This window comes from Kitasatospora sp. NPDC048407 (genome assembly GCF_043200475.1).
In the GTDB taxonomy this organism is placed as follows: domain Bacteria; phylum Actinomycetota; class Actinomycetes; order Streptomycetales; family Streptomycetaceae; genus Kitasatospora.
Map to the genome: position 1 here is coordinate 110957 of NZ_JBICXW010000003.1, position 18338 is coordinate 129294.

Annotated in this window: 17 protein-coding genes; 9 read left to right on the top strand and 8 right to left on the bottom strand. The window is 72.1% G+C overall.

The window, feature by feature from the left end:
* Positions 1–26 precede the first annotated feature (26 nt).
* Positions 27–302, bottom strand: coding sequence for a DUF2530 domain-containing protein (locus ACGFWJ_RS08610; RefSeq protein WP_387638567.1), 276 nt, complete (start codon positions 300–302; stop codon positions 27–29).
* Between the two features lie 205 nt (positions 303–507).
* Here ACGFWJ_RS08610 and ACGFWJ_RS08615 point away from each other — a divergent pair, with 205 nt between their 5' ends.
* From ACGFWJ_RS08615 to ACGFWJ_RS08625, 3 genes are all read left to right on the top strand, one after another.
* Positions 508–1968 (top strand): NCS2 family permease, encoded by a 1461-nt coding sequence (locus ACGFWJ_RS08615; RefSeq protein ID WP_392946692.1) that lies wholly within the window; start codon positions 508–510, stop codon positions 1966–1968.
* A gap of 111 nt (positions 1969–2079) precedes the next feature.
* Positions 2080–2280 carry a type II toxin-antitoxin system VapB family antitoxin gene (locus tag ACGFWJ_RS08620; RefSeq protein ID WP_392946695.1) on the top strand — a complete coding sequence of 67 codons (201 nt, stop codon included), beginning with the start codon at positions 2080–2082 and terminating at the stop codon, positions 2278–2280.
* Positions 2277–2696 (top strand): PIN domain nuclease, encoded by a 420-nt coding sequence (locus ACGFWJ_RS08625; protein ID WP_392946697.1) that lies wholly within the window; start codon positions 2277–2279, stop codon positions 2694–2696. The genes ACGFWJ_RS08620 and ACGFWJ_RS08625 overlap by 4 nt, the downstream gene beginning before the upstream one ends.
* A 73-nt stretch (positions 2697–2769) precedes the next feature.
* On the opposite strand, the gene ACGFWJ_RS08630 is transcribed toward ACGFWJ_RS08625, so the two are convergent.
* Together ACGFWJ_RS08630 and ACGFWJ_RS08635 are read right to left on the bottom strand one after the other, a co-directional pair.
* Positions 2770–4080, bottom strand: coding sequence for a diaminopimelate decarboxylase (locus ACGFWJ_RS08630; protein ID WP_392946700.1), 1311 nt, complete (start codon positions 4078–4080; stop codon positions 2770–2772).
* 280 nt (positions 4081–4360) lie between these two features.
* Positions 4361–5992: a helix-turn-helix domain-containing protein gene (locus tag ACGFWJ_RS08635; protein ID WP_392946702.1), complete on the bottom strand. Its 1632-nt coding sequence runs from the start codon at positions 5990–5992 to the stop codon at positions 4361–4363.
* Between the two features lie 218 nt (positions 5993–6210).
* Between ACGFWJ_RS08635 and aspS the strand changes: the two genes are divergently transcribed.
* The gene (gene aspS, locus ACGFWJ_RS08640; protein ID WP_392946704.1) at positions 6211–7527 is read left to right on the top strand and encodes an aspartate--tRNA(Asn) ligase; all 1317 of its coding nucleotides are present in this window, start codon (positions 6211–6213) and stop codon (positions 7525–7527) included.
* A 6-nt stretch (positions 7528–7533) separates the two neighbouring features.
* Here the strand turns inward: aspS and ACGFWJ_RS08645 are convergent, their stop codons facing one another.
* Positions 7534–8019: a hypothetical protein gene (locus ACGFWJ_RS08645; RefSeq protein WP_392946706.1), complete on the bottom strand. Its 486-nt coding sequence runs from the start codon at positions 8017–8019 to the stop codon at positions 7534–7536.
* A 183-nt stretch (positions 8020–8202) separates the two neighbouring features.
* Here ACGFWJ_RS08645 and ACGFWJ_RS08650 point away from each other — a divergent pair, with 183 nt between their 5' ends.
* The 3 genes from ACGFWJ_RS08650 to ACGFWJ_RS08660 all read left to right on the top strand — a co-directional run bounded on the left by ACGFWJ_RS08650 (position 8203) and on the right by ACGFWJ_RS08660 (position 10949).
* Positions 8203–8748, top strand: a complete 546-nt coding sequence (locus ACGFWJ_RS08650; RefSeq protein ID WP_387638551.1) for an FHA domain-containing protein — start codon at positions 8203–8205, stop codon at positions 8746–8748.
* A 73-nt stretch (positions 8749–8821) separates the two neighbouring features.
* A complete protein-coding gene (locus tag ACGFWJ_RS08655) occupies positions 8822–9256 on the top strand; it encodes a MarR family winged helix-turn-helix transcriptional regulator (protein ID WP_387638549.1) in 435 nt (144 codons plus the stop codon).
* Between the two features lie 418 nt (positions 9257–9674).
* Positions 9675–10949, top strand: a complete 1275-nt coding sequence (locus tag ACGFWJ_RS08660; protein ID WP_392947225.1) for an MFS transporter — start codon at positions 9675–9677, stop codon at positions 10947–10949.
* Here the strand turns inward: ACGFWJ_RS08660 and ACGFWJ_RS08665 are convergent.
* On the bottom strand, positions 10946–11476 hold the full coding sequence (locus ACGFWJ_RS08665; protein WP_392946709.1) for a GNAT family N-acetyltransferase: 531 nt from the start codon (positions 11474–11476) through the stop codon (positions 10946–10948). The genes ACGFWJ_RS08660 and ACGFWJ_RS08665 overlap by 4 nt on opposite strands.
* A gap of 52 nt (positions 11477–11528) precedes the next feature.
* Between ACGFWJ_RS08665 and thpR the strand changes: the two genes are divergently transcribed.
* On the top strand, positions 11529–12065 hold the full coding sequence (thpR, locus tag ACGFWJ_RS08670) for an RNA 2',3'-cyclic phosphodiesterase (protein ID WP_392946711.1): 537 nt from the start codon (positions 11529–11531) through the stop codon (positions 12063–12065).
* Between the two features lie 197 nt (positions 12066–12262).
* On the opposite strand, the gene ACGFWJ_RS08675 is transcribed toward thpR, so the two are convergent.
* The gene (locus ACGFWJ_RS08675; RefSeq protein WP_392946714.1) at positions 12263–14029 is read right to left on the bottom strand and encodes a glycoside hydrolase family 35 protein; all 1767 of its coding nucleotides are present in this window, start codon (positions 14027–14029) and stop codon (positions 12263–12265) included.
* Between the two features lie 95 nt (positions 14030–14124).
* Between ACGFWJ_RS08675 and ACGFWJ_RS08680 the strand changes: the two genes are divergently transcribed.
* Positions 14125–14970, top strand: coding sequence for an AraC family transcriptional regulator (locus ACGFWJ_RS08680; RefSeq protein ID WP_392946716.1), 846 nt, complete (start codon positions 14125–14127; stop codon positions 14968–14970).
* A gap of 591 nt (positions 14971–15561) precedes the next feature.
* Here the strand turns inward: ACGFWJ_RS08680 and serC are convergent.
* Entirely contained in the window at positions 15562–16686 is a 1125-nt protein-coding gene (serC, locus tag ACGFWJ_RS08685) for a phosphoserine transaminase (RefSeq protein ID WP_387638532.1), read from the bottom strand.
* 181 nt (positions 16687–16867) lie between these two features.
* The gene (locus ACGFWJ_RS08690; RefSeq protein WP_387638529.1) at positions 16868–17968 is read right to left on the bottom strand and encodes a citrate synthase 2; all 1101 of its coding nucleotides are present in this window, start codon (positions 17966–17968) and stop codon (positions 16868–16870) included.
* Positions 17969–18338: the final 370 nt, after the last annotated feature.

Genomic DNA, 18338 nt, shown 5'->3' on the forward strand with positions numbered 1-18338 from the left:
CCGTTTCGTGCCGGACGAGTGCAGCGTCACACCTTCTGGTCGGAGTTCTCCGCCGCCTCGGCGGCACGGGCGCGGCGGATCGCGTCCCGGCGGGCCCGGCAGTACTTCAGGCCGATCAGGCCGAGCAGGCCGCCGGACAGGCAGATCCACGGCCAGCTGCCGTGGTCGTGGTCGGACAGCCAGCCCTGGAACGGCAGCAGCACCACGAAACCGACGAACCACAGCACCGTGCCGGCGCCGACAATGGCGACGTCGTTCGCCTCGAGCGGCGGGGGAGCGGAGCGCAGCGCGGTCTTGGGCATGCGCCTAGCCTACGGGGCGGGCCCGGGCGGGCGGCGGGGTCCGGCGGGTGCGCCGCTGTTTCGTATTCGACCGATGCTGATCGCAAGGGGGTTGTGGGGGGATCGTAAGGGCCTCGCTCTACGCGCGAAGATGGCGCGTCCACGACGGGGATCGCCATACTTGACACTCCCCCCACCCTTGCCTCACCCGATCGAGGACGCCCGAATGTCTCAGGCCCAGTCGACCACCGCGTCGCCCGAGCCCACCCAGCCTGCGCCGCAGCCCTCGTCCGGCGCGCTGGATCGTTACTTCAGAATCTCCGAGCGCGGCTCCACGCTGCCCCGCGAGATCCGCGGTGGTGTCGCCACGTTCTTCACCATGGCGTACATCCTGGTGCTCAACCCGATCATCCTGGCCTCGGCCACGGACATGAACGGCACCCACCTCAACAGCGCCCAGCTGGTCACCGCGACCGCGCTCACCGCCGGTCTGACCACCCTGCTGATGGGCGTCATCGGCAACGTCCCGATCGGTCTCGCCGCGGGCCTGGGCGTCAACACCATCGTGGCGCTCCAGCTCGCCCCCAAGATGACCTGGCCCGACGCCATGGGCATGGTGGTGCTGGCCGGTATCGCGATCATGCTGCTGGTCGCCACCGGCCTGCGCGAGCGCGTCATGAACGCCGTCCCGCTCGGGCTGCGCAAGGCCATCGCCATCGGCATCGGCCTGTTCATCGCGCTGGTCGGCCTGGTCGACTCCGGCTTCGTCTCCCGCATCCCGGACGCCGCCCACACCACCGTCCCGCTGCAGCTCGGCGTCGGCGGCCACCTGCACGGCTGGCCGGTCCTGATCTTCATCATCGGCCTGCTGCTCACCATGGCGCTGGTCGTGCGCAAGGTGCCCGGCGCGATCCTGATCTCGATCGCCGTGATGACCGCCGCCGCGGTGATCATCCAGCAGTTCGCGAACCTCGCCCCCGAGCACTGGGGCCTCACCGTCCCGGCCTGGCCCGGCAACCCCGTCGCCACCCCCGACTTCGGTCTGGTCGGCCAGGTCAGCCTGTTCGGCGGCTTCTCCAAGGTCGGCGTGCTGACCGGCATCCTGTTCGTCTTCACCGTGCTGATGAGCTGCTTCTTCGACGCGATGGGCACCATCCTCGGCGTCGCCGACGAGGCCCACCTGCTCGACGAGAAGGGCGACCTGCCCGGCATCAACAAGGTCCTGATGATCGACGGCATCGCGACCGCCGCCGGTGGCGCGACCTCGTCCTCCGCGAACACCTGCTTCGTCGAGTCCACCGCCGGCGTCGGCGAGGGCGCCCGCACCGGCTTCGCGTCCGTCGTCACCGGCGCGCTCTTCATGATCGCGCTCTTCCTCACCCCGCTGGCGACCATGGTCCCCGCCCAGGCCGCCACGCCCGCGCTGGTCACCGTCGGTTTCCTGATCCTGGCGAACTCGATCAAGGACATCGACTGGAGCGACTACACCATCGCGATGCCGGCCTTCCTCACCATCGCGATGATGCCGTTCACCTACTCGATCACCAACGGCATCGGCTTCGGCTTCATCGCCTTCTGCCTCCTCCGCGTGGTCGCCGGCCGCGCCCGCACCGTCCCGATCCCGATGTACGCGGTTGCCGCGGTCTTCGCGTTCTACTACCTGATGCCGGCCCTCGGCCTGCTCTGACCTCAGGTCGTACGACGGCCCTGTGCTCCTCGGAGCACGGGGCCGTTTTGATATCGAGCGTGGCCCTGGGTTGATATCGTTATCTTGTTGCTGCCTGCGGAAGGAACAGCCATGGCACGGACTGTGATCGACATCGATGACGACCTCCTGGCCGAGGCCCAGCGCCTGTTCGGCACGACCACCAAGGTCGCCACGGTCAATGCGGCGCTGCTGGAGGCCGTGAAGCTGGCCAGGCGGATAGAGCTTGCCGACGCCATCGCCAGTGGGGAGTTCGACCTCCTCGAAACGTCGGGCAAGTCGGCGGCGGCGTGAGCCGAGAGCGCTTCCTGATCGACAAGTCGGCCCTGGCGCGCTGGGGAAAGCCGACAGTGCGGCCTGTCCTCGACGACCTGTCGCAGCGTGGCCTGCTGGCGGTGAGCGCGGCAGTCGAGATGGAGGTTCTGCACAGCGCCCGCAGTGCGGCGGAAGCCGACCGCTTGAGCCATCTGCTCAGAGGGTTCGACTACTTGGCGAGCACCGACGAGGTCTGGGACCGGGCGAAGGACATCCAGCGCCGTGCCCTGTTCCGGGGCAACCACCGGGCTCTGTCGATGGCCGACATGCTGATCGCCGCCACGGCCGAACGGCACGGCGCCACGATCCTGCACTACGACGGCGACTACGACATGATCGCCGCCATCACCGGGCAGCCGACCCGCTGGGTCGTGCCCGCCGGAATCGCTGACTGAGTTTCCGGACCCGCTGTTGGCCCTTCCCCGCGAGTGCTGCGGGGGAGGGCCGTTTGTCTGTTCAGGGTGTGGGTCAGGCGGTGGTGCGGGTGACCAGGTCGTCGATGGTTTGGGCGGGGCGGAGGGTTTCGAAGTGGATGGTGCCCGAGGCGTCGGTGCGGGCGCCGTACACGGGGGGTTCGGGGAGTGAGTTGTAGCTGAAGTGGTGGGAGGCGTAGTAGGCGCCGGTGTCGAGGAGGCAGACCAGGTCGCCGGGTTCGAGGAGGGGGAGGGGGCGGTTGCGGGCGACCAGGTCGCCGGCGAAGCAGCAGGGGCCGGCGATGTCCTGCGGGACGGTCTCGCCGTGCTTGGCGGCGCCGGACGGGGTGTGGGCGGTGAGGCGCAGGGGCCAGCTGTCGGGCATGAAGACGGTGCGGGTGGCGACCTGGGCGCCGGCATGGCCGACGGCGATGGCGCGGCCGCCGGCCTGCTTGGTGTACTCGATGTAGGAGGCGGTGAAGCCGGCCTTGGCGAGCACGGAGCGGCCGAATTCGGTGACGAGCCGGTAGCCGCCGTCGAAGAGCGCGGGGGCGTGCCGGCGCAGTTCGTCGACGTAGGTGTCCCAGCCGGGCGTGATCCGGTCGTCGGTGAAGTTGACGGGGAGGCCGCCGCCGAGGTCGATGCCGGTGATCTGGCGGCGGCCGAGCTCGCGGTTGACGCGTTCGGCGAAGTCGACGGTCGCGCCGACGCCGGCGGCCATCAGGGAGAGGTCGATGCCCTGCGAGCCGATGTGGCAGTGCAGCCAGGTCAGCCAGGGGCGGGCCCGGAAGGCGTCGATCAGGCGTTCCGCGTTGCCGGGGTCGGCGAGCGGGATGCCGAACTTGGAGGTGGCGGTCGCGGTGCTCATCGCCGCGATGCTGCCGCCGCCCACCTGAGGGTTGACCCGGACGCCGATCCGGGAGGTGGTGGGGCGGCGGGTGAGCAGGTCGTCGACGCGGGTGAGTTCCTGCCAGTTGTCGATGTTGACGGCGACGCCGAGGTCGAGCGCGAGGGTCAGCTCGCGGCGGGTCTTGGCGGGGGAGTCGAGCACGATCCGGTCCGGCGCGAAGCCGGCGGCCAGGGCCTGGGCGAACTCGCCGGGGCTGGCGACCTCGCAGCCCATGCCGAGGCCGCGGAGTCGGCGCAGTACCGGTCCGAGCGGGTTGGCCTTGGCGGCGAAGGCGTGCAGCACGTCGAGCCGGGCGGGGAACGCGGCGTGCAGGGCGGCGACGGTCCCGGTGACGGCGTCGAGGTCGAGGAAGGCGGCGAGCGGGGCGTCCTCCGGGTCGAGCAGGCCGTGCTGGACGGCCGCGCGGAGGACGAGTTCACGGCGTTCGGCGCCGATCAGGGGCTGGTGGTCGGTCATGGGGCACGCTCCGCGCGAGGTCGGCAGGAAGGGGGACCGGGCCCGGTCGTGGTTCCGGGCCGTGGCTCCAGCGTGCGGTTCGGGGTGCCTTGGTGTCTGTGCCCGCCGCGCCGGGTTTCGGCGGGTGCGGCAGGGTGCGTGCACCGCCGGAGGCGCCCGTTCGGGTGAGGCCGGTGCGGGGCGGCGGTTCGGGCGGGCCGGGGGTGCGCGGGCGGACGAGCGGCGGGCGGGAGGAGGGCGGAGTGGTGTCCGGGCACCGGTTCGCCGGGCCGATGTGGTGTCAGGGCGTGGTGGGGTCGTCCAGCAGCCGGAGTTGGAGGTGGGCGAGCAGGCGGGCGTCGGAGTTGGAGACGTCCAGGCCGGAGATCTTCAGGACCTTGTTGTGGAACCGGTTGGCGAAGGTGGTGCGGGCCACGCCCAGGGTGTCGGCGGCGCGGCCGAGTTCGCGTGAGTGGTCGAGGTAGGCGCGCAGGGCGTCCAGCGGGGTGCGGTCGCCCTTCTGCTCGGCGTGCTCGACCAGCCGGGAGACCGAGGTGCGGACGGGGAGCGGCAGGTCGCGCAGGGCTTCGACGATGTGTCGCAGGGCGACCGCGTCGGCGACCTGGTCGACGGTGGCGCTGCTGAGCTCGCCCCGGCCGAACAGCAGCCCGCTGAGGGCGAGTTCGGCGGATTCGCGGGAGCGGGAGGCGTGGTCGAGGCGGTCCTGGACCGGGCCGAGGCCGGCCAGGACGCGGGTCTTCAGGTGGGCGGACAGGTCGGCGGTCAGCCGGCGGCCGTAGTCGGCGACCTGGAGTTCGGCGGTGGGCAGGTCGGCGGCGAGGCCGGCCAGCAGGATCAGCACGCCGCGTTCGCCGGGGAGCAGCAGGGAGCTGCGGCCGGGGCCGGCGGGGTGCCAGCCGGCGTGCCGGGCGAGCCGGACCCGCAGGTCGTCGTCGAGGGGGCCGGCGACGCCGACGGCGAGGACGGCGCAGTGGGTGTCGGCGGGCAGGCCGCTGTGCCGGGCGAGCAGGGTGCCGGAGCCCCGGCCGTCCAGGACGGCACGGGTGGCTTCGGTGAGCAGTTCGCTGCGGCCGTGGTGCCGGGAGTGGTGGTGCAACAGGTGGGCGGCGGCCAGTCGGGCGGCGACCCGCAGGGCTTCGACGGCGCTGTCCTGGAGGGTGTGTCCGTTCAGTGCGGCGACCCAGATCGAGCCGAGGCGTTCGCCGCCGGCCTGGACCGCCACCGCCATCCGTTCCGGGATGTCGCCGGCGGCGCGGCGGTGCAACACCTGTTCGGTGGACCAGAGTTCTTTGAAGAAGCCGTCCTCGGTCATCGCCCGGCGGCGTTCCTCGGGGACCTGGCCGGTGGAGATGGTGAGGATCCGGATCGGGTCGAGGGCAGCGCTCTGCGCGTAGTGCGCGAGGACCCGGGAGTCCGGGTCCTCGATGGTCACGGCGCCCTGCACCTGGACGGCGATCAGGCGGGCCAGTCCGCCGAGGTCGCCGAGCGGCACGTTGGCGCTGTCGGGGACGGGGCCGATCGCGGCGGCGGCTTCCAGGGTGCCGATCAGCCGCGGCCAGTTCATCCACGCGGCGCGGAACAGCAGTGCCGTACCGGCCTGTTCGGCGAGCGCCCGCAGTTCCTGCTTGCGGTCGAGGTGGCGGGCCTCGCGCAGCACCACGCCCGCCGCGCCGGCCGCTCCGGCCGTGCGCAGCAGGTCCTCGGCCTCGGTGCTGTGCGAGTCGAGGCCGGCGGCGACCACCAGGTCGCCCCGGCCGATCGGCCGGTCGAGCGGGTCGTGCACCACCAGCTGCCGGACGGTCGTCTGCGCCCGGGGCAGTGCCGCCACCTCGATCCGGGAGCCGACCAGGTCGATCAGCCCTTCCAGGGTCTGCGGCCGCACCATCGGCCGGTCCCACGCGTCCTCGCCCATCGGACGACCTCCCCAGCTGCGCGTATCGCCGTTCGGCCTTCAACTCCCCCTGGTTTCAGCCGAGTCGGGCCATCCTAGGTCGCTCTGGCGTCGGCGGTGCGGAAAACCGGAAGCGTCGCAGGTGGGTGGGCCGCTAGTGTGGGCGCGTCCTAGGGCGGCTGTTTACCGCTCTATTCGTGGCGCGAACAACGCGCCCGCAACCCAGGGAGTTGCTGATCATGGTACGTACCCTCGTCGGCGAGCTGCCGTCCGCACTGGACGGGACAGTGACGGTCAAGGGGTGGGTGAACACGCTGCGACTGCAGAGCAGGATGCAGTTCGTGGTGGTGCGGGACCACACCGGCATGGTGCAGGTGACCCACCGGCGCGGGGGTGACGGAGACCAACTCGACGAGATCCTACGGGGGTTGACGCCGGAGTCGGCGGTGGAGATCACCGGCAAGGTGGTCGCCAACCCGGTGGTGAAGCTCGGCGGGCTGGAGATCCTGCCGGAGCGGATCGAGGTGGTGTCGGCCGCCGAACCGGGCCTGCCGATCACCGCGGAGACCGGCCCGGAACAGCGCCTGAACTGGCGTTTCCTGGACTTGCGGCGCCCCGAGCGGCGGCTGGTGTTCGAGGTGCAGACCACCGTCGAGCAGGCGATGCGGGAGGTCGCCGCCGAGGAGGGCTTCACCGAGCTGCACACGCCGAAACTGATGGGCACGGCCTCCGAGTCGGGCGCCGAGGTGTTCAAGGTCGGGTACTTCGACCGGACGGCTTACCTCGCGCAGTCGCCGCAGTTCTACAAGCAGATGGCGATCGCCAGTGGCATCGACCGGGTCTTCGAGATCGGCCCGGTGTTCCGTGCGGAGCCTTCGTTCACCTCCCGGCACGCCACCGAATTCACCGGCGTGGACGTCGAGTTGGCCTGGATCGACAGCGTCGAGGACGTGATGTCCTTCCAGGAGCGGATGCTGCACCGGGTGCTGGCCCGGGTCGCCGAACGGCACGGCGAACAGATCGAGCGGCACGGGGACACCCGCGTCGTGGTGCCCGAACTCCCCTTCCCCCGGCTGACGATGGCCGAGGCCACGGCGAAGCTCCGGGCCGCCGGCTGGGACCAGGAGGGCGTGCGGGAGGACCTCGACCCGGAGGGCGAGCGGCTGCTCAGCGCGCTGGTGGCCGAGGAGAGCGGGCACGAGTTCGTGTTCGTCACCCGATTCCCGGCCTCGGTGCGGCCGTTCTACCACCACCGGCCCGCCGACGACCCGACCGTCACCGAGTCCTACGACCTGCTGTGGAAGGGCGTGGAGATCACCACCGGCGCCCAGCGCGAGCACCGGCACGGCCAACTCGTCGCGCAGGCACGGGAGAAGGGCATGGACGCGGGCCCCGAAGGCCCGCTCGGCCGCTACCTGGACTGCTTCCGCTACGGGATGCCCCCGCACGGCGGCTTCGGCCTGGGCCTCGGCCGGGTGCTGATGCTGGCCCTCGGGCTGTCCTCGATCCGGGACGCGGTATTCCTGTTCCGCGGGCCGAACCGGCTGGAGCCGTAAGGCAGTTCAACTTCCGGTGCGGGCCGACCCGGCCGGCCAGAGCACGTACACCGGCACCCCGGCGGCCCGGGCGGTGGCGACCATGTCGGCCGTCCCGCCCGGGCCGTTGCCCGGCCCGCCGTCCCAGACCGCGACCAACTCGTCTGTCAGCGCGAGCAGTTCGGTGTTGGCAGCGACGTAGGCGGCGTCGTCGAGCACGGCCGCGGGTAGCACTAGCACCCGGTCGGCGGCGGCGCGCAGCCGGGCGAAGTCGGCTGCGGCGGCCGCGGGTTGCGGGCCGGGGTAGGACGGGCTCGGCAGCACGGCGACCAGGCGGCCGCCGCGGGCCAGTACGGCGTCCGCGAACAGCGTGTCCGCGCCCGGGGCGAGGCACGACAGCCCCGTCAACTCCCCGGCGGGGTAAGGCGCGAGGAGCGCGTCGAGGGCGGCGCGCACCGCGCGGATGGTGGTCGGGGTGAGGTCCATGTGCCCGGTCACGGCGATCACGGCCATGTCGGCGCTCCCTCGTGCGGCGGATCGTGCTGCACCGGATCCTGCCAGGGCTTCGTTGCCGGGCCGGCGAGTTGACGGGGATTTCGCCGAATGGCGCACGGTGGGGGCGCAGTTGAGGACTGCGCAGATCAGGGGTGCGCCGCACGCTGGACAGCCGCGCCCCACCCGGCCGACAATCGCGCCATGAGCGCTCAGGAGTTCGGCACCGAGCTGGCCCGCCCCTCGCAGGGCGAGCGGGACAGCGCGCTGGAAGTGCTGCGGGACGGCGTCGGCAGCGGTCGGCTCTCCCACGACACCTTCATCCGCCGGATGGAACTGGTCCTCACCGCCCGCAGTCGCGCCGAACTCGCCGAGGTGGTCGGCGATCTGCGCACCTACGGCCCGGTCTCCCGGCTGCTGCTGCGCACCGTCGCCAAGGTCTCCTCGCTCAACGTCCGGCTGCGGCAGACCTGGCAGGCCGAGCAGCTCACCCGGCTCCAGCTCCCCGCCCCGGCCGTCGGCCGCCTGCTGATCGGCCGGATGACCGGCTCCGGCCTGCGCCTCGGCGACGCGACGGTCTCCCGCCGGCACGCCGAGCTGCGCTTCGAGGGCGGCGACTGGGTCCTCTACGACCTCGGCTCCAGCAACGGCACCTTCGTCAACGACCGCCGCCTGGCCGGCGGCACCGTCGTCCGCCCCGGCGACCGCCTGCGCTTCGGTCGGCTGGGCTTCCAGCTCAGCGCGGACTGAGTCTGCCGGGCCTCGGGCAGGGTTGATCGAAATCCAATTTTCTTTAGCTTTGGTAATGACGTAGGCTAAGGACATGCCCGAGATGTCCGAGGACGACCTGGTGGCGATCAGCCAGCTGAGGTCGTCCGCGATGCGTTTGGCCCGACGGTTGCGACACCAACGGGTCGAGGAGTCGCTGAGCCCCACCGAAATGGGGGTGCTCGGCACGCTTGCCCGCTGTGGCAAAGCGACGCCCGGTGAGCTGGCGCGCAAGGAGCACGTCCAGCCGCCCTCCATGACCAGGATCATCGCGATGCTGGAGGAGAAGGGCCTGGTACGGCGCGAGCCGCACCCCGAGGACCGCCGGCAGGTGGTGGTCAGCAGTACCGAACAGGCCGAGCAGATCCTCAACGAGTCCCGCAGGCGGCGCAACGCCTGGCTGGCGGAGCTCGCCCACGGCCTCGACGAGGAGGAGTGGGAGCGGCTGAGAGATGCCGCGCCCGTGCTCTACAAACTGGCCCACCTGTAAGCGTTTTCAGACCGACTCGGACCGCCTCAGGGCAAACGAAGGGGCTCACCGCATCACCGCAACAACCACCAGCGCCACACACCGCGCCGCGGCCGTCGAAACGGCCGCGGCGCGTCGAGGGGAGACAACTGTGACACCGCCGGCCGCCCGCGCCGCCGCGATCCGCACCGCGACCATCCGCACCGACCTCCGAACCGACCCCCGACGCATCAGCGCCCGCCCCGCCGGGCAGCGCACCGACGAACCGTTCGCCGACGAGACGGCCGCAAACGAACCCGCGCCCACCGGCGCCCCCGCCGCGCAGAGCCAGGCACCCGCCCCCACGGGCCTGCCGGGCAGCGGCGACGACGACCCCGAGGAACGCACCGCGGCGGAGATCCCCGCCGCTTCGCCGGGCCGATTCACCCGCCCGGGAGGGATGTTCTCGTCCCTGCGCATCCGCAACTACCGGTACTACTTCGCCGGTCAGGTCGTCTCGAACACCGGCACCTGGATGCAGCGCATCGCCCAGGACTGGCTGGTCCTCAGCCTCACCGGCAGCCCCTTCGCGGTCGGCATCACCACCGCCATGCAGTTCCTGCCCATGCTGCTGCTCGGCCTGTGGGGCGGCGTCCTCGCCGACCGGCTGCCCAAGCGCCGCCTGCTGATCGCCACCCAGGGCGCGATGGGCCTGCTCGCCGCCGGCCTCGCCCTGCTCACCATCACCGGCACCGTCACGCCCGTCGTGGTCTACCTGTTCGCGCTGCTGCTCGGCCTGGTCACGGTGGTCGACAACCCGACCCGGCAGGCCTTCGTCAGCGAGATGGTGCCCCCGCGCGACCTCGCCAACGCCGTCAGCCTGAACGCCGCCAACTTCCAGACCGCCCGGCTGGTCGGCCCCGCCGTGGCCGGTGCGCTGATCGCCGCGGTCGGCAGCGGCTGGGCGTTCGCCGTCAACGCGCTGTCCTTCGCCGCGGTCATCGGCGGCCTGCTCGCCATGCGCAGCAGCGAACTGCGCCCTGTCGAGCGGATCGCCCGCGAACGCGGACAGCTCCGCGAAGGACTGCGCTACGTCCGGGAACGCCCCGAACTGCTGTGGCCGATGGTGCTGGCCGGCTTCATCGGCACCTTCGGGTTCAACTTCCCGACCCTGCTCTCCGGCTTCGCCCGCGACACCTTCCACGTCGGCGCGGGCGCGTACGGCCTGCTCAACACCGCGATGGCGGTCGGCTCGCTGGCCGGCGCACTGCTCGCCGCACGGCGCGGCGCGCCCCGGCTGCGCCGCCTGGTCTTCGCCGCGCTGGCGTTCGGCGCACTGGAGATCACGGCCGCGTTCGCGCCCGGCTACTGGACATTCGCGCTGCTGCTCACCCTGATCGGCATCTTCGGTCTGACCTTCAACACCTCGGTCAACTCGGCGCTCCAGCTCGGCACCGACCCCGAGATGCGCGGCCGGGTCATGGGCCTGCTGGTCCTGGTCTTCACCGGCGGCACCCCGATCGGCGCCCCGCTGGTCGGCTGGATCACCGCCGAGTACGGCCCCCGCCTCGGCCTGCTCGCCTGCGGACTGGTCTCCGCCGCGGCCGCCGGCGTGGTCGCCCTGGTGCTCGGCCGGATCAGCGGCCTGCGGCTCCGGTTCGACCTGCACCCGGTGCGGACCCGCGGGCGGGTGTTCTCGGTGGTGCAGAAGAGCGACCTGGCGACTGCCTGCTAGTCGCGCGGGACGCGCTGTTCCAGCACCTGGCCCGGCCACGGGCCGGTCGGCTGGTCGAGGGTGAACGTGGCGGTCCGGGTGAACCCGAGCCGCTCGTACTGCTCGACCAGCCGGCCGTCGCCGCCCGCGTAGCAGTCGACCCGCAGCAGGTCGATGCCGCGGCCCCGGGCCTCCCGCAGCGCGTCCGCGATCAGCGCGGAACCGATGCCGGAACCACTGTGCACGCGGTCGGTGACCAGCCAGCGCACGTACAACTCCCGCTCCGGCACCGGCGGCGCGTACGACGGCGCATCCTCCGAGAGGACGCTGATGCCCAGCGCGTCGCCCCCGCCCGCGGCCCGCTCGGCGACCCGCACCAACTGCTCGCGGCACGCCTGCTCGGCCCGCGCCACCGACTCCGGACGCTGCGACCACGGCACCGACCCCCACTGCCCGGTACGGCCCTGCGCGGTCAGCCAGGCGACCGCGCCATCGATGAGGGAGAGCAGAGCGGGAGCGGAGTCGGGACCTCCGGTGCGGATGCGCATGGCCTCCTTTCTATCCGGTGGCGGCCGTCGGGCGGTAGGGCACGATGGCGGAATGAGGCTCTTCGTCGCCGTGAACCCGCCGGCCCGCGCCATCCAGGAACTCGCCGACGCGACATCTGCTCTCCGAGAACTCCCCGGGGCGGACCGGCTGCGCTGGAGCGAGACGGCCGGGTGGCACCTCACCCTGGCCTTCCTGGGGGACGTTCCGGCGGACGAAGTGCCTTCGCTGTGCCAGAAGTTGGCGGTCGTCGCGGCTGAGCACCCCCGACACCGCCTGCGGCTGGCCGGCGGCGGGACCTTCGGGGACCGGGTGCTCTGGTGCGGCGTTCAGGGCGGGACGGCTGCCCTGCGACGACTCGCGGACGCGGTCCGCGACGCGCTCGACGTCACGGACGACCATCCGTTCCACCCGCACCTCACCCTTGCCCGCAGCCGTTTCAGGGCGGGCGGGATGCGGGCGATGGCAGACGCGATCAATCACTTCCGGGGGGCGGAGTGGGAGGCCGGGCGGGTCCACCTGATGCGCAGCGAGACGGGGTTCGGGCCTGCGAGGTACACCGAGGTCGAGAGCTGGCGGCTGCGGAGTTAGAGGCGCGGGGAGACTTGCGCGAGCTGGCGGGCGACCGATCAGGGGCGCTGGGGGTACCCCCAGCGAAGCGAGGGGGCGGAACTGCGCGACAAGCGCAAGGCCCGTCCGCAAGGTCGCGATCAAGTGCAGGTCATTGTCCTGCGTCGCGATCTTGCGGTTCGGGTCTTCCGCCTCGCGCAGTTCCCCGCGCCCCTGGGTTACCCGAGTTCGGGAGCCTCGCGAAGCTCGATGCGCTTGGGCGCCGCCTGTCCCAGTTCCAGCAGGGTGAGCGTGTTGGTGCCCTCGTGGAGCAGGGGCTGGGGGCAGTAGAGGGTGACCTGGGGGCCGCGGCGGTCGTAGCGGCCGAGGAGGAAGCCGTTGATCCACAGGTAGCCGTGGTCGCCGTCGGGGACGGCGAGGAAGGTGTCGCCGGTGGTGTCGAGGTCGAAGGTGCCGCGGGCGAGCGTCTCGGGGGCGGGCTCGCCGGGGGTGTAGCCGGCGGTGGGGAGGGGATTGAGGGCGAGGGGCTGTGCGTGCCAGCCGTGCAGGTACTGGCGTTCGTGGCGGACGCCGGTGATGCCCTTGGTTTCGCCGACCTGGGGGCCGTAGTTGACCCGGCCGAGCGATTCGACGAGCAGGGTGAGTCGGTCGCCGCCCGTGGCGGTGACGTCCGGTGGGGTGACGCCGCGTTCGAGCGTGGCGGCGTGCTTGCCGTTGATGTGGAGGGCGGCCCGGTCGCGCAGGTTCTCGACGGTGACCGGCTGGTCGGAGCTGATCGCGGGCACCGTCGTGGTGTAGCGGATCAGGCCGTGTTCCAGCCCGAGGTCTTCGAACAGCGGCGGTACGGGCGAGGAGACGGCGTCCCCGAACGGCAGTTCGGCGATCTCGTTGAGCGCGACCTCGCGAGCGGCCAACACCGTTACAGCGGGCGGCAGTTCGGCGACCCGGTCGTCCAAGTAGTGCACCAGTGACGGGTTTTCGGCGGCGAAGTCGGCGATGACCTGCTGGAAGGCGTGGAACTTGGGGCTGGGCAGGCCGCGTTCGTCGAGGGCGGCGTCGTAGTCGTAGGAGGTGGTGGTCGGCTGGTACGGGGAGTGCGTCCAGTCGGTGGAGTTGAACGGCGCGTCCTCGTGGTTGGCGCCGGCGGTGGTGCCGAAGTTGGTGCCGCCGTGGGCCATGTACAGGTTGACGGAGCCGCCGGCGGCGAGGATGCGGCGCAGCGAGTCGGCGGCGTCGGCGGCGTCGCGGGTGTGGTGGGGCTTGGCCCAGTGGTCGAACCAGCCGTTCCAGAACTCCATGCAGAACGGCGGGTCCTGGGGGCGGTGGCGGCGCAGCGTCTCGAACGCGGTCTCCGGGTCGGAGCCGAAGTTGACGGTGGCCAGGATGCCGGGGACGGTGCCGCCGCCGAGCATGTGGTCCTCGGGGCCGTCGGAGGTGAACAGCGGGACGGTGATGCCGCGTTCGCGCAGGCCGCGGGCCAGGTGGTCGAGGTACAGGTGGTCGCTGCCGAACGAGCCGTACTCGTTCTCGACCTGGACCATCAGCACGGTGCCGCCGGGCCGCCCCCACTGGCGTTCGACGACCTGCGGCAGCAGGACGTCGAAGAACGCGTCGACGGCGGCCAGGTACTCCGGGTCGCTGGTGCGGGCGCGGCGCCCGACCTTGGCGGTCAGCCAGCCGGGGAGGCCGCCGTTGTCCCACTCGGCGCAGATGTAGGGGCCGGGCCGGACGATCGTCCACAGGCCCTGGCGGTGCGCCTCGTCGAGGAACGCGCCGAGTTCGTCCAGGCGCTCGAAGCGGCCGGGGGAGGGTTCGTGCAGGTTCCACGGCACGTACGTCTCGACGGTGTTCAGCCCCATCGCGCGCAGCGCGGCGAGGCGGGCGGGCCACTGCTCGGGGCGGGTGCGGAAGTAGTGCATCGCGCCGGAGAGAATGCGCAGCGGGCGGCCGTCGAGGCGGAAGCCGGTCGAGTCGTAGGTGAGCATGCCTCCTAGCCTGCTGGAACGCACCGGCCCGGACCATGGACAAAGCCCGGCGGCGTGTTGGACTTGTCCGGGAGGAAATCCGCGGACGGAGGACGATGGAGCGCTGGTGGCACTACCTGACGCCGGGGCCGGCGCAGTTGGGCACCGGCCTGGCGTGCCTGGGCGTGGGCCTGCAGCGCGGGCGGCTGCCGGTGGTCGGGCCGCGGGTGCTGGACCACTGGGTGGCGGTGGTGGTCGGTTCGGGGCGCGGTTGGTACGCGCCGCCGGGCGGCCGGCGGCTGCCGGTGGTGGCGCCCGCGGTGCTGTGGCTGCGGCCGGGGGTGCCGCACCACTACGGGCCCGACGCGGACGGCTGGGCGGAGTCCTTCGTGGACTTCACCGGCGCGGGCACCGCCGGGTACGCCGAGCTGGGCCTGCTGCCGGAGGCCGAGGTGGTGCCGCTGGATTCCGCGGAGACCGCGCTGCGGGTGATCGCCCGGATCGCGGCGGTCTGCCGCCGGGGCGGGCCGACGGCCGGCCCGGAGGCGTCGGCGGCGGTCCACGAGCTGCTGGTGGAGCTGCACCGGCACCGGGCCGACCTGGGCCCGGAGGGCGCCCCGGTGATGGAGGTGCTGCGCCGGGACGCCTGCCTGCCGCTGTCGGTGGCCGAGCACGCCCGGCGGGTCGGCATGGGCGTGGAGGAGCTGCGCCGCGCGGTGCGCGCACAGGGCGCGACCAGCCCGAAGGAGTACCTGCTCACCGTCCGCCTGAACGAGGCCAAGCACCTGCTGGCGGCCAGCGAACTGCCCGTCTCCGCGGTGGCCCGCCGGGTCGGCTACCAGGACCCGGCGTACTTCACCCGCCTGTTCACCCGCCGCGTCGGCGTCGCCCCGACGGTCTTCCGCCAGCGCGAGTACCGCGGCGGTGCCCTGCCCGCGAAGCAGGGGCCGGAGCCCGGGTAGGTCGGGCGACCGACTAGTCTCGAAGCGTGGACCCGAAGACCCGTATGCGGATCGTCACCGGCGCGTTCGTCCTGCTGCTCGCCGTAGTGATCATCAGCGCCCTCGTGCAGAAGTAGCCCCCAGGCCGTTCCGGCGTTGGGGCCGGTTCGCGGGCGGTCGATCCGTAGGGTGGGGCGCGACGCGGGCCCCGTGGGGCCTGCCGCGACGCGGGGGGCTTCCATGGAGTACACCCGCGTACGCGATCGGTGACCTGGCCGACCTGCCGGAGGCCTGCACGGCGGGCTTCGCCATGCAGCACGCCGAGGTGGTGGCGAAGAACATCTCCGCGCATCTCCGCGCAGCTGCGCGACGAGCCGTCGACCGAGGCCTACCGTCCGCTCGGCCACCCGATGATCCTGCTGCCGCTGGGCAGCGGCGGCGGCGTGGGCCAGTTGCCCTCGCCGGACGGCCCGTTCGCCGCGCCGGCCGCGATGGTCGCCGAGTTCAAGGGCGCCGACCTGTTCGTCGGCCGCTTCCTCGGCCAGTTCGGCCCGACGCGGCATGAACGAAGGCCCTGGTCCGCGGACCAGGGCCTTCGAGCGCGACGGGGTGTCAGTCGTTCAGGTGCTCGACCACGTAGTCGATCGCGCCGGTGAGCTTCTCGACGTCCGCCGGGTCGATCGCCGGGAACATCGCGATGCGCAGCTGGTTGCGGCCGAGCTTGCGGTACGGCTCGGTGTCCACGATGCCGTTGGCACGCAGTGCCTTGGCGACCGCGGCGGCGTCCACCGACTCGTCGAAGTCGATGGTGCCGACGACCTGCGAGCGCTCCTCCGCCTTGGCGACGAAGGGCTGCGCGTAGGGGGACTTCTCGGCCCACGCGTACAGGATCGAGGACGACTCGGCGGTGCGGGACACTGCCCAGTCCAGGCCGCCCTGGCCGTTCATCCACTCCAGCTGGTCGGCCAGCAGGAAGAGGGTGGAGAGGGCCGGGGTGTTGTACGTCTGGTCCTTCGAGGAGTTGTCGATCGCGGTCGGCAGGTCGAAGAACGGCGGGATGTACCGGCCGGAGCCGGCGATCTCCGCGGCGCGCTCCAGGGCGGCGGGGGAGAAGGTGGCCAGCCACAGGCCGCCCTCGGAGGCGAAGGACTTCTGCGGGGCGAAGTAGTAGACGTCCGTCTCGCGGATGTCGACGGGCAGGCCGCCGGCGCCGGAGGTGGCGTCGACCAGCACCAGCGAGCCGGCGTCCGCGCCCTCGGGGCGGCGGATCGGCATGGCGACACCGGTGGAGGTCTCGTTGTGGGTGAGCGCGTAGACGTCCACCCCCGCCTCGGCGACCGGCAGCGGGTGGGTGCCCGGCTCGGTCTTGATGACGGTCGGTTCGGCCAGCCACGGGGCGGCCTTCACGGAGGAGGCGAACTTGGAGGAGAACTCGCCGAAGTTCAGGTGCTGCGACTTCTCGCGCACCAGGCCGAACGCGGCGATGTCCCAGAACGCGGTGGAGCCACCGTTGCCGAGCACGACCTCGTAGCCCTCGGGCAGCGAGAACAGTTCGGCGACGCCCTGGCGGACGCGCTTCACGATGTTCTTGACCGGGGCCTGACGGTGGGAGGTGCCCAGCAGGGAGGTTCCGGTGGCGGCGAGGGCACTCAAGGCCTCGGGGCGCACCTTGGAGGGGCCGCAGCCGAAGCGGCCGTCGTTGGGCAGATTGTCGGCGGGGATCTGAATCTGAGCCACACCCGCACCCTATCGCCCCGAATTGCCCGGCTGTACGGCCGTCCGGCGGCTGAGACGCGATCTTCGTGGCACCGGACAGCGCTCACCGGGGCGCGCGCCGCCCCTGGTCAGGGGTGGTGCGCGCGCCCGGGGGCGGTGTCACGGATGCTGACGGTCTATCAGGTGTTCACCTGATCGGGTGTCAGCGGGCGATCTGGTCCCAGCCCTCGATCTCCTGCGGCGTGCGGGAGCCGGGGCCGATGTAGCGGGCGGCCGGGCGGACCAGCCGGCCGGTGCGCTTCTGCTCCAGGATGTGCGCGGACCAGCCGGCGGTGCGGGCGCAGGTGAACATCGAGGTGAACATGTGCGCCGGGACCTCGGCGAAGTCCAGCATGATGGCGGCCCAGAACTCGACGTTGGTGGCCAGCACGCGGTCGGGGCGGCGGTTGTGCAGCTCCTCCAGCGCGGCCTTCTCCAGCGCCTCGGCGATCTCGAAGCGCGGCGCGCCGAGCTCCTTGGCGGTGCGGCGCAGCACCCGGGCGCGCGGGTCCTCGGCGCGGTAGACGCGGTGGCCGAAGCCCATCAGGCGCTCGCCCTTGTCGAGGGCCTTCTTCACGTAGCCGGCCGCGTCGCCGGTGCGCTCGATCTCCTCGATCATGCCGAGCACCCGGGACGGCGCGCCGCCGTGCAGCGGGCCGGACATCGCGCCGACCGCGCCGGACAGCGCCGCGGCGACGTCGGCACCGGTGGAGGCGATCACCCGGGCGGTGAAGGTGGAGGCGTTCATGCCGTGCTCAGCGGCGGACGTCCAGTAGGCGTCGACGGCCTTGACGTGCTTCGGGTCCGGCTCGCCGCGCCAGCGGATCATGAACCGCTCGACGATGGTCTCGGCCTTGTCGATCTCGCGCTGCGGCACCATCGGCAGGCCCTGGCCGCGGGCGGACTGGGCGACGTAGGACAGCGCCATCACGGCGGCCCGGGCGAGGTCGTCGCGGGCCTGCTCGGCGGAGATGTCCAGCAGCGGCTTGAGGCCCCAGACCGGGGCGAGCATGGCGAGCGCCGACTGCACGTCGACCCGGATGTCGCCGGAGTGGACCGGGATCGGGAACGGCTCGGCCGCCGGCAGCCCGGGGGCGAACCGGCCGTCCACCAGCAGGCCCCAGACGTGACCGAAGGAGACCTGGCCGACCAGGTCCTCGATGTCCACCCCGCGGTAGCGGAGCGCGCCGCCCTCGCGGTCGGGTTCGGCGATCTCGCTCTCGAAGGCGACGACACCCTCAAGGCCGGGTACGAAGTCCGACATGTAGAACGGCTCCTTCAGTGATCCGACACGACGTGCGGCCGTGGTGGGGCGGCACGCCGGTGACCGATGGTGGTTGGCACTCGGTGTCAGAGTGGCAGGCACGGAGTGCATTGCGCCATACACCACGACGGTGATGTTTCCCCCACGCGCCGCTCGAACCCCTGCCGCCCCGCGCGTTGTCGGCGGATTTTCCGGGACACTCCGGCCGAAATCCGGACGATTCACCGGGCGGTGGCGGCCGCGCATCCCGACTCCGGGTGTTTGCGCGGACGTAGCGGCGCTCGGCGCTTGTCGTACGGGATGATGTTGGCGTGCCTACCGCGGAACGCCACAGTCACCCGAACGCCCTGTCCACGCCGGCCGGGGAGCG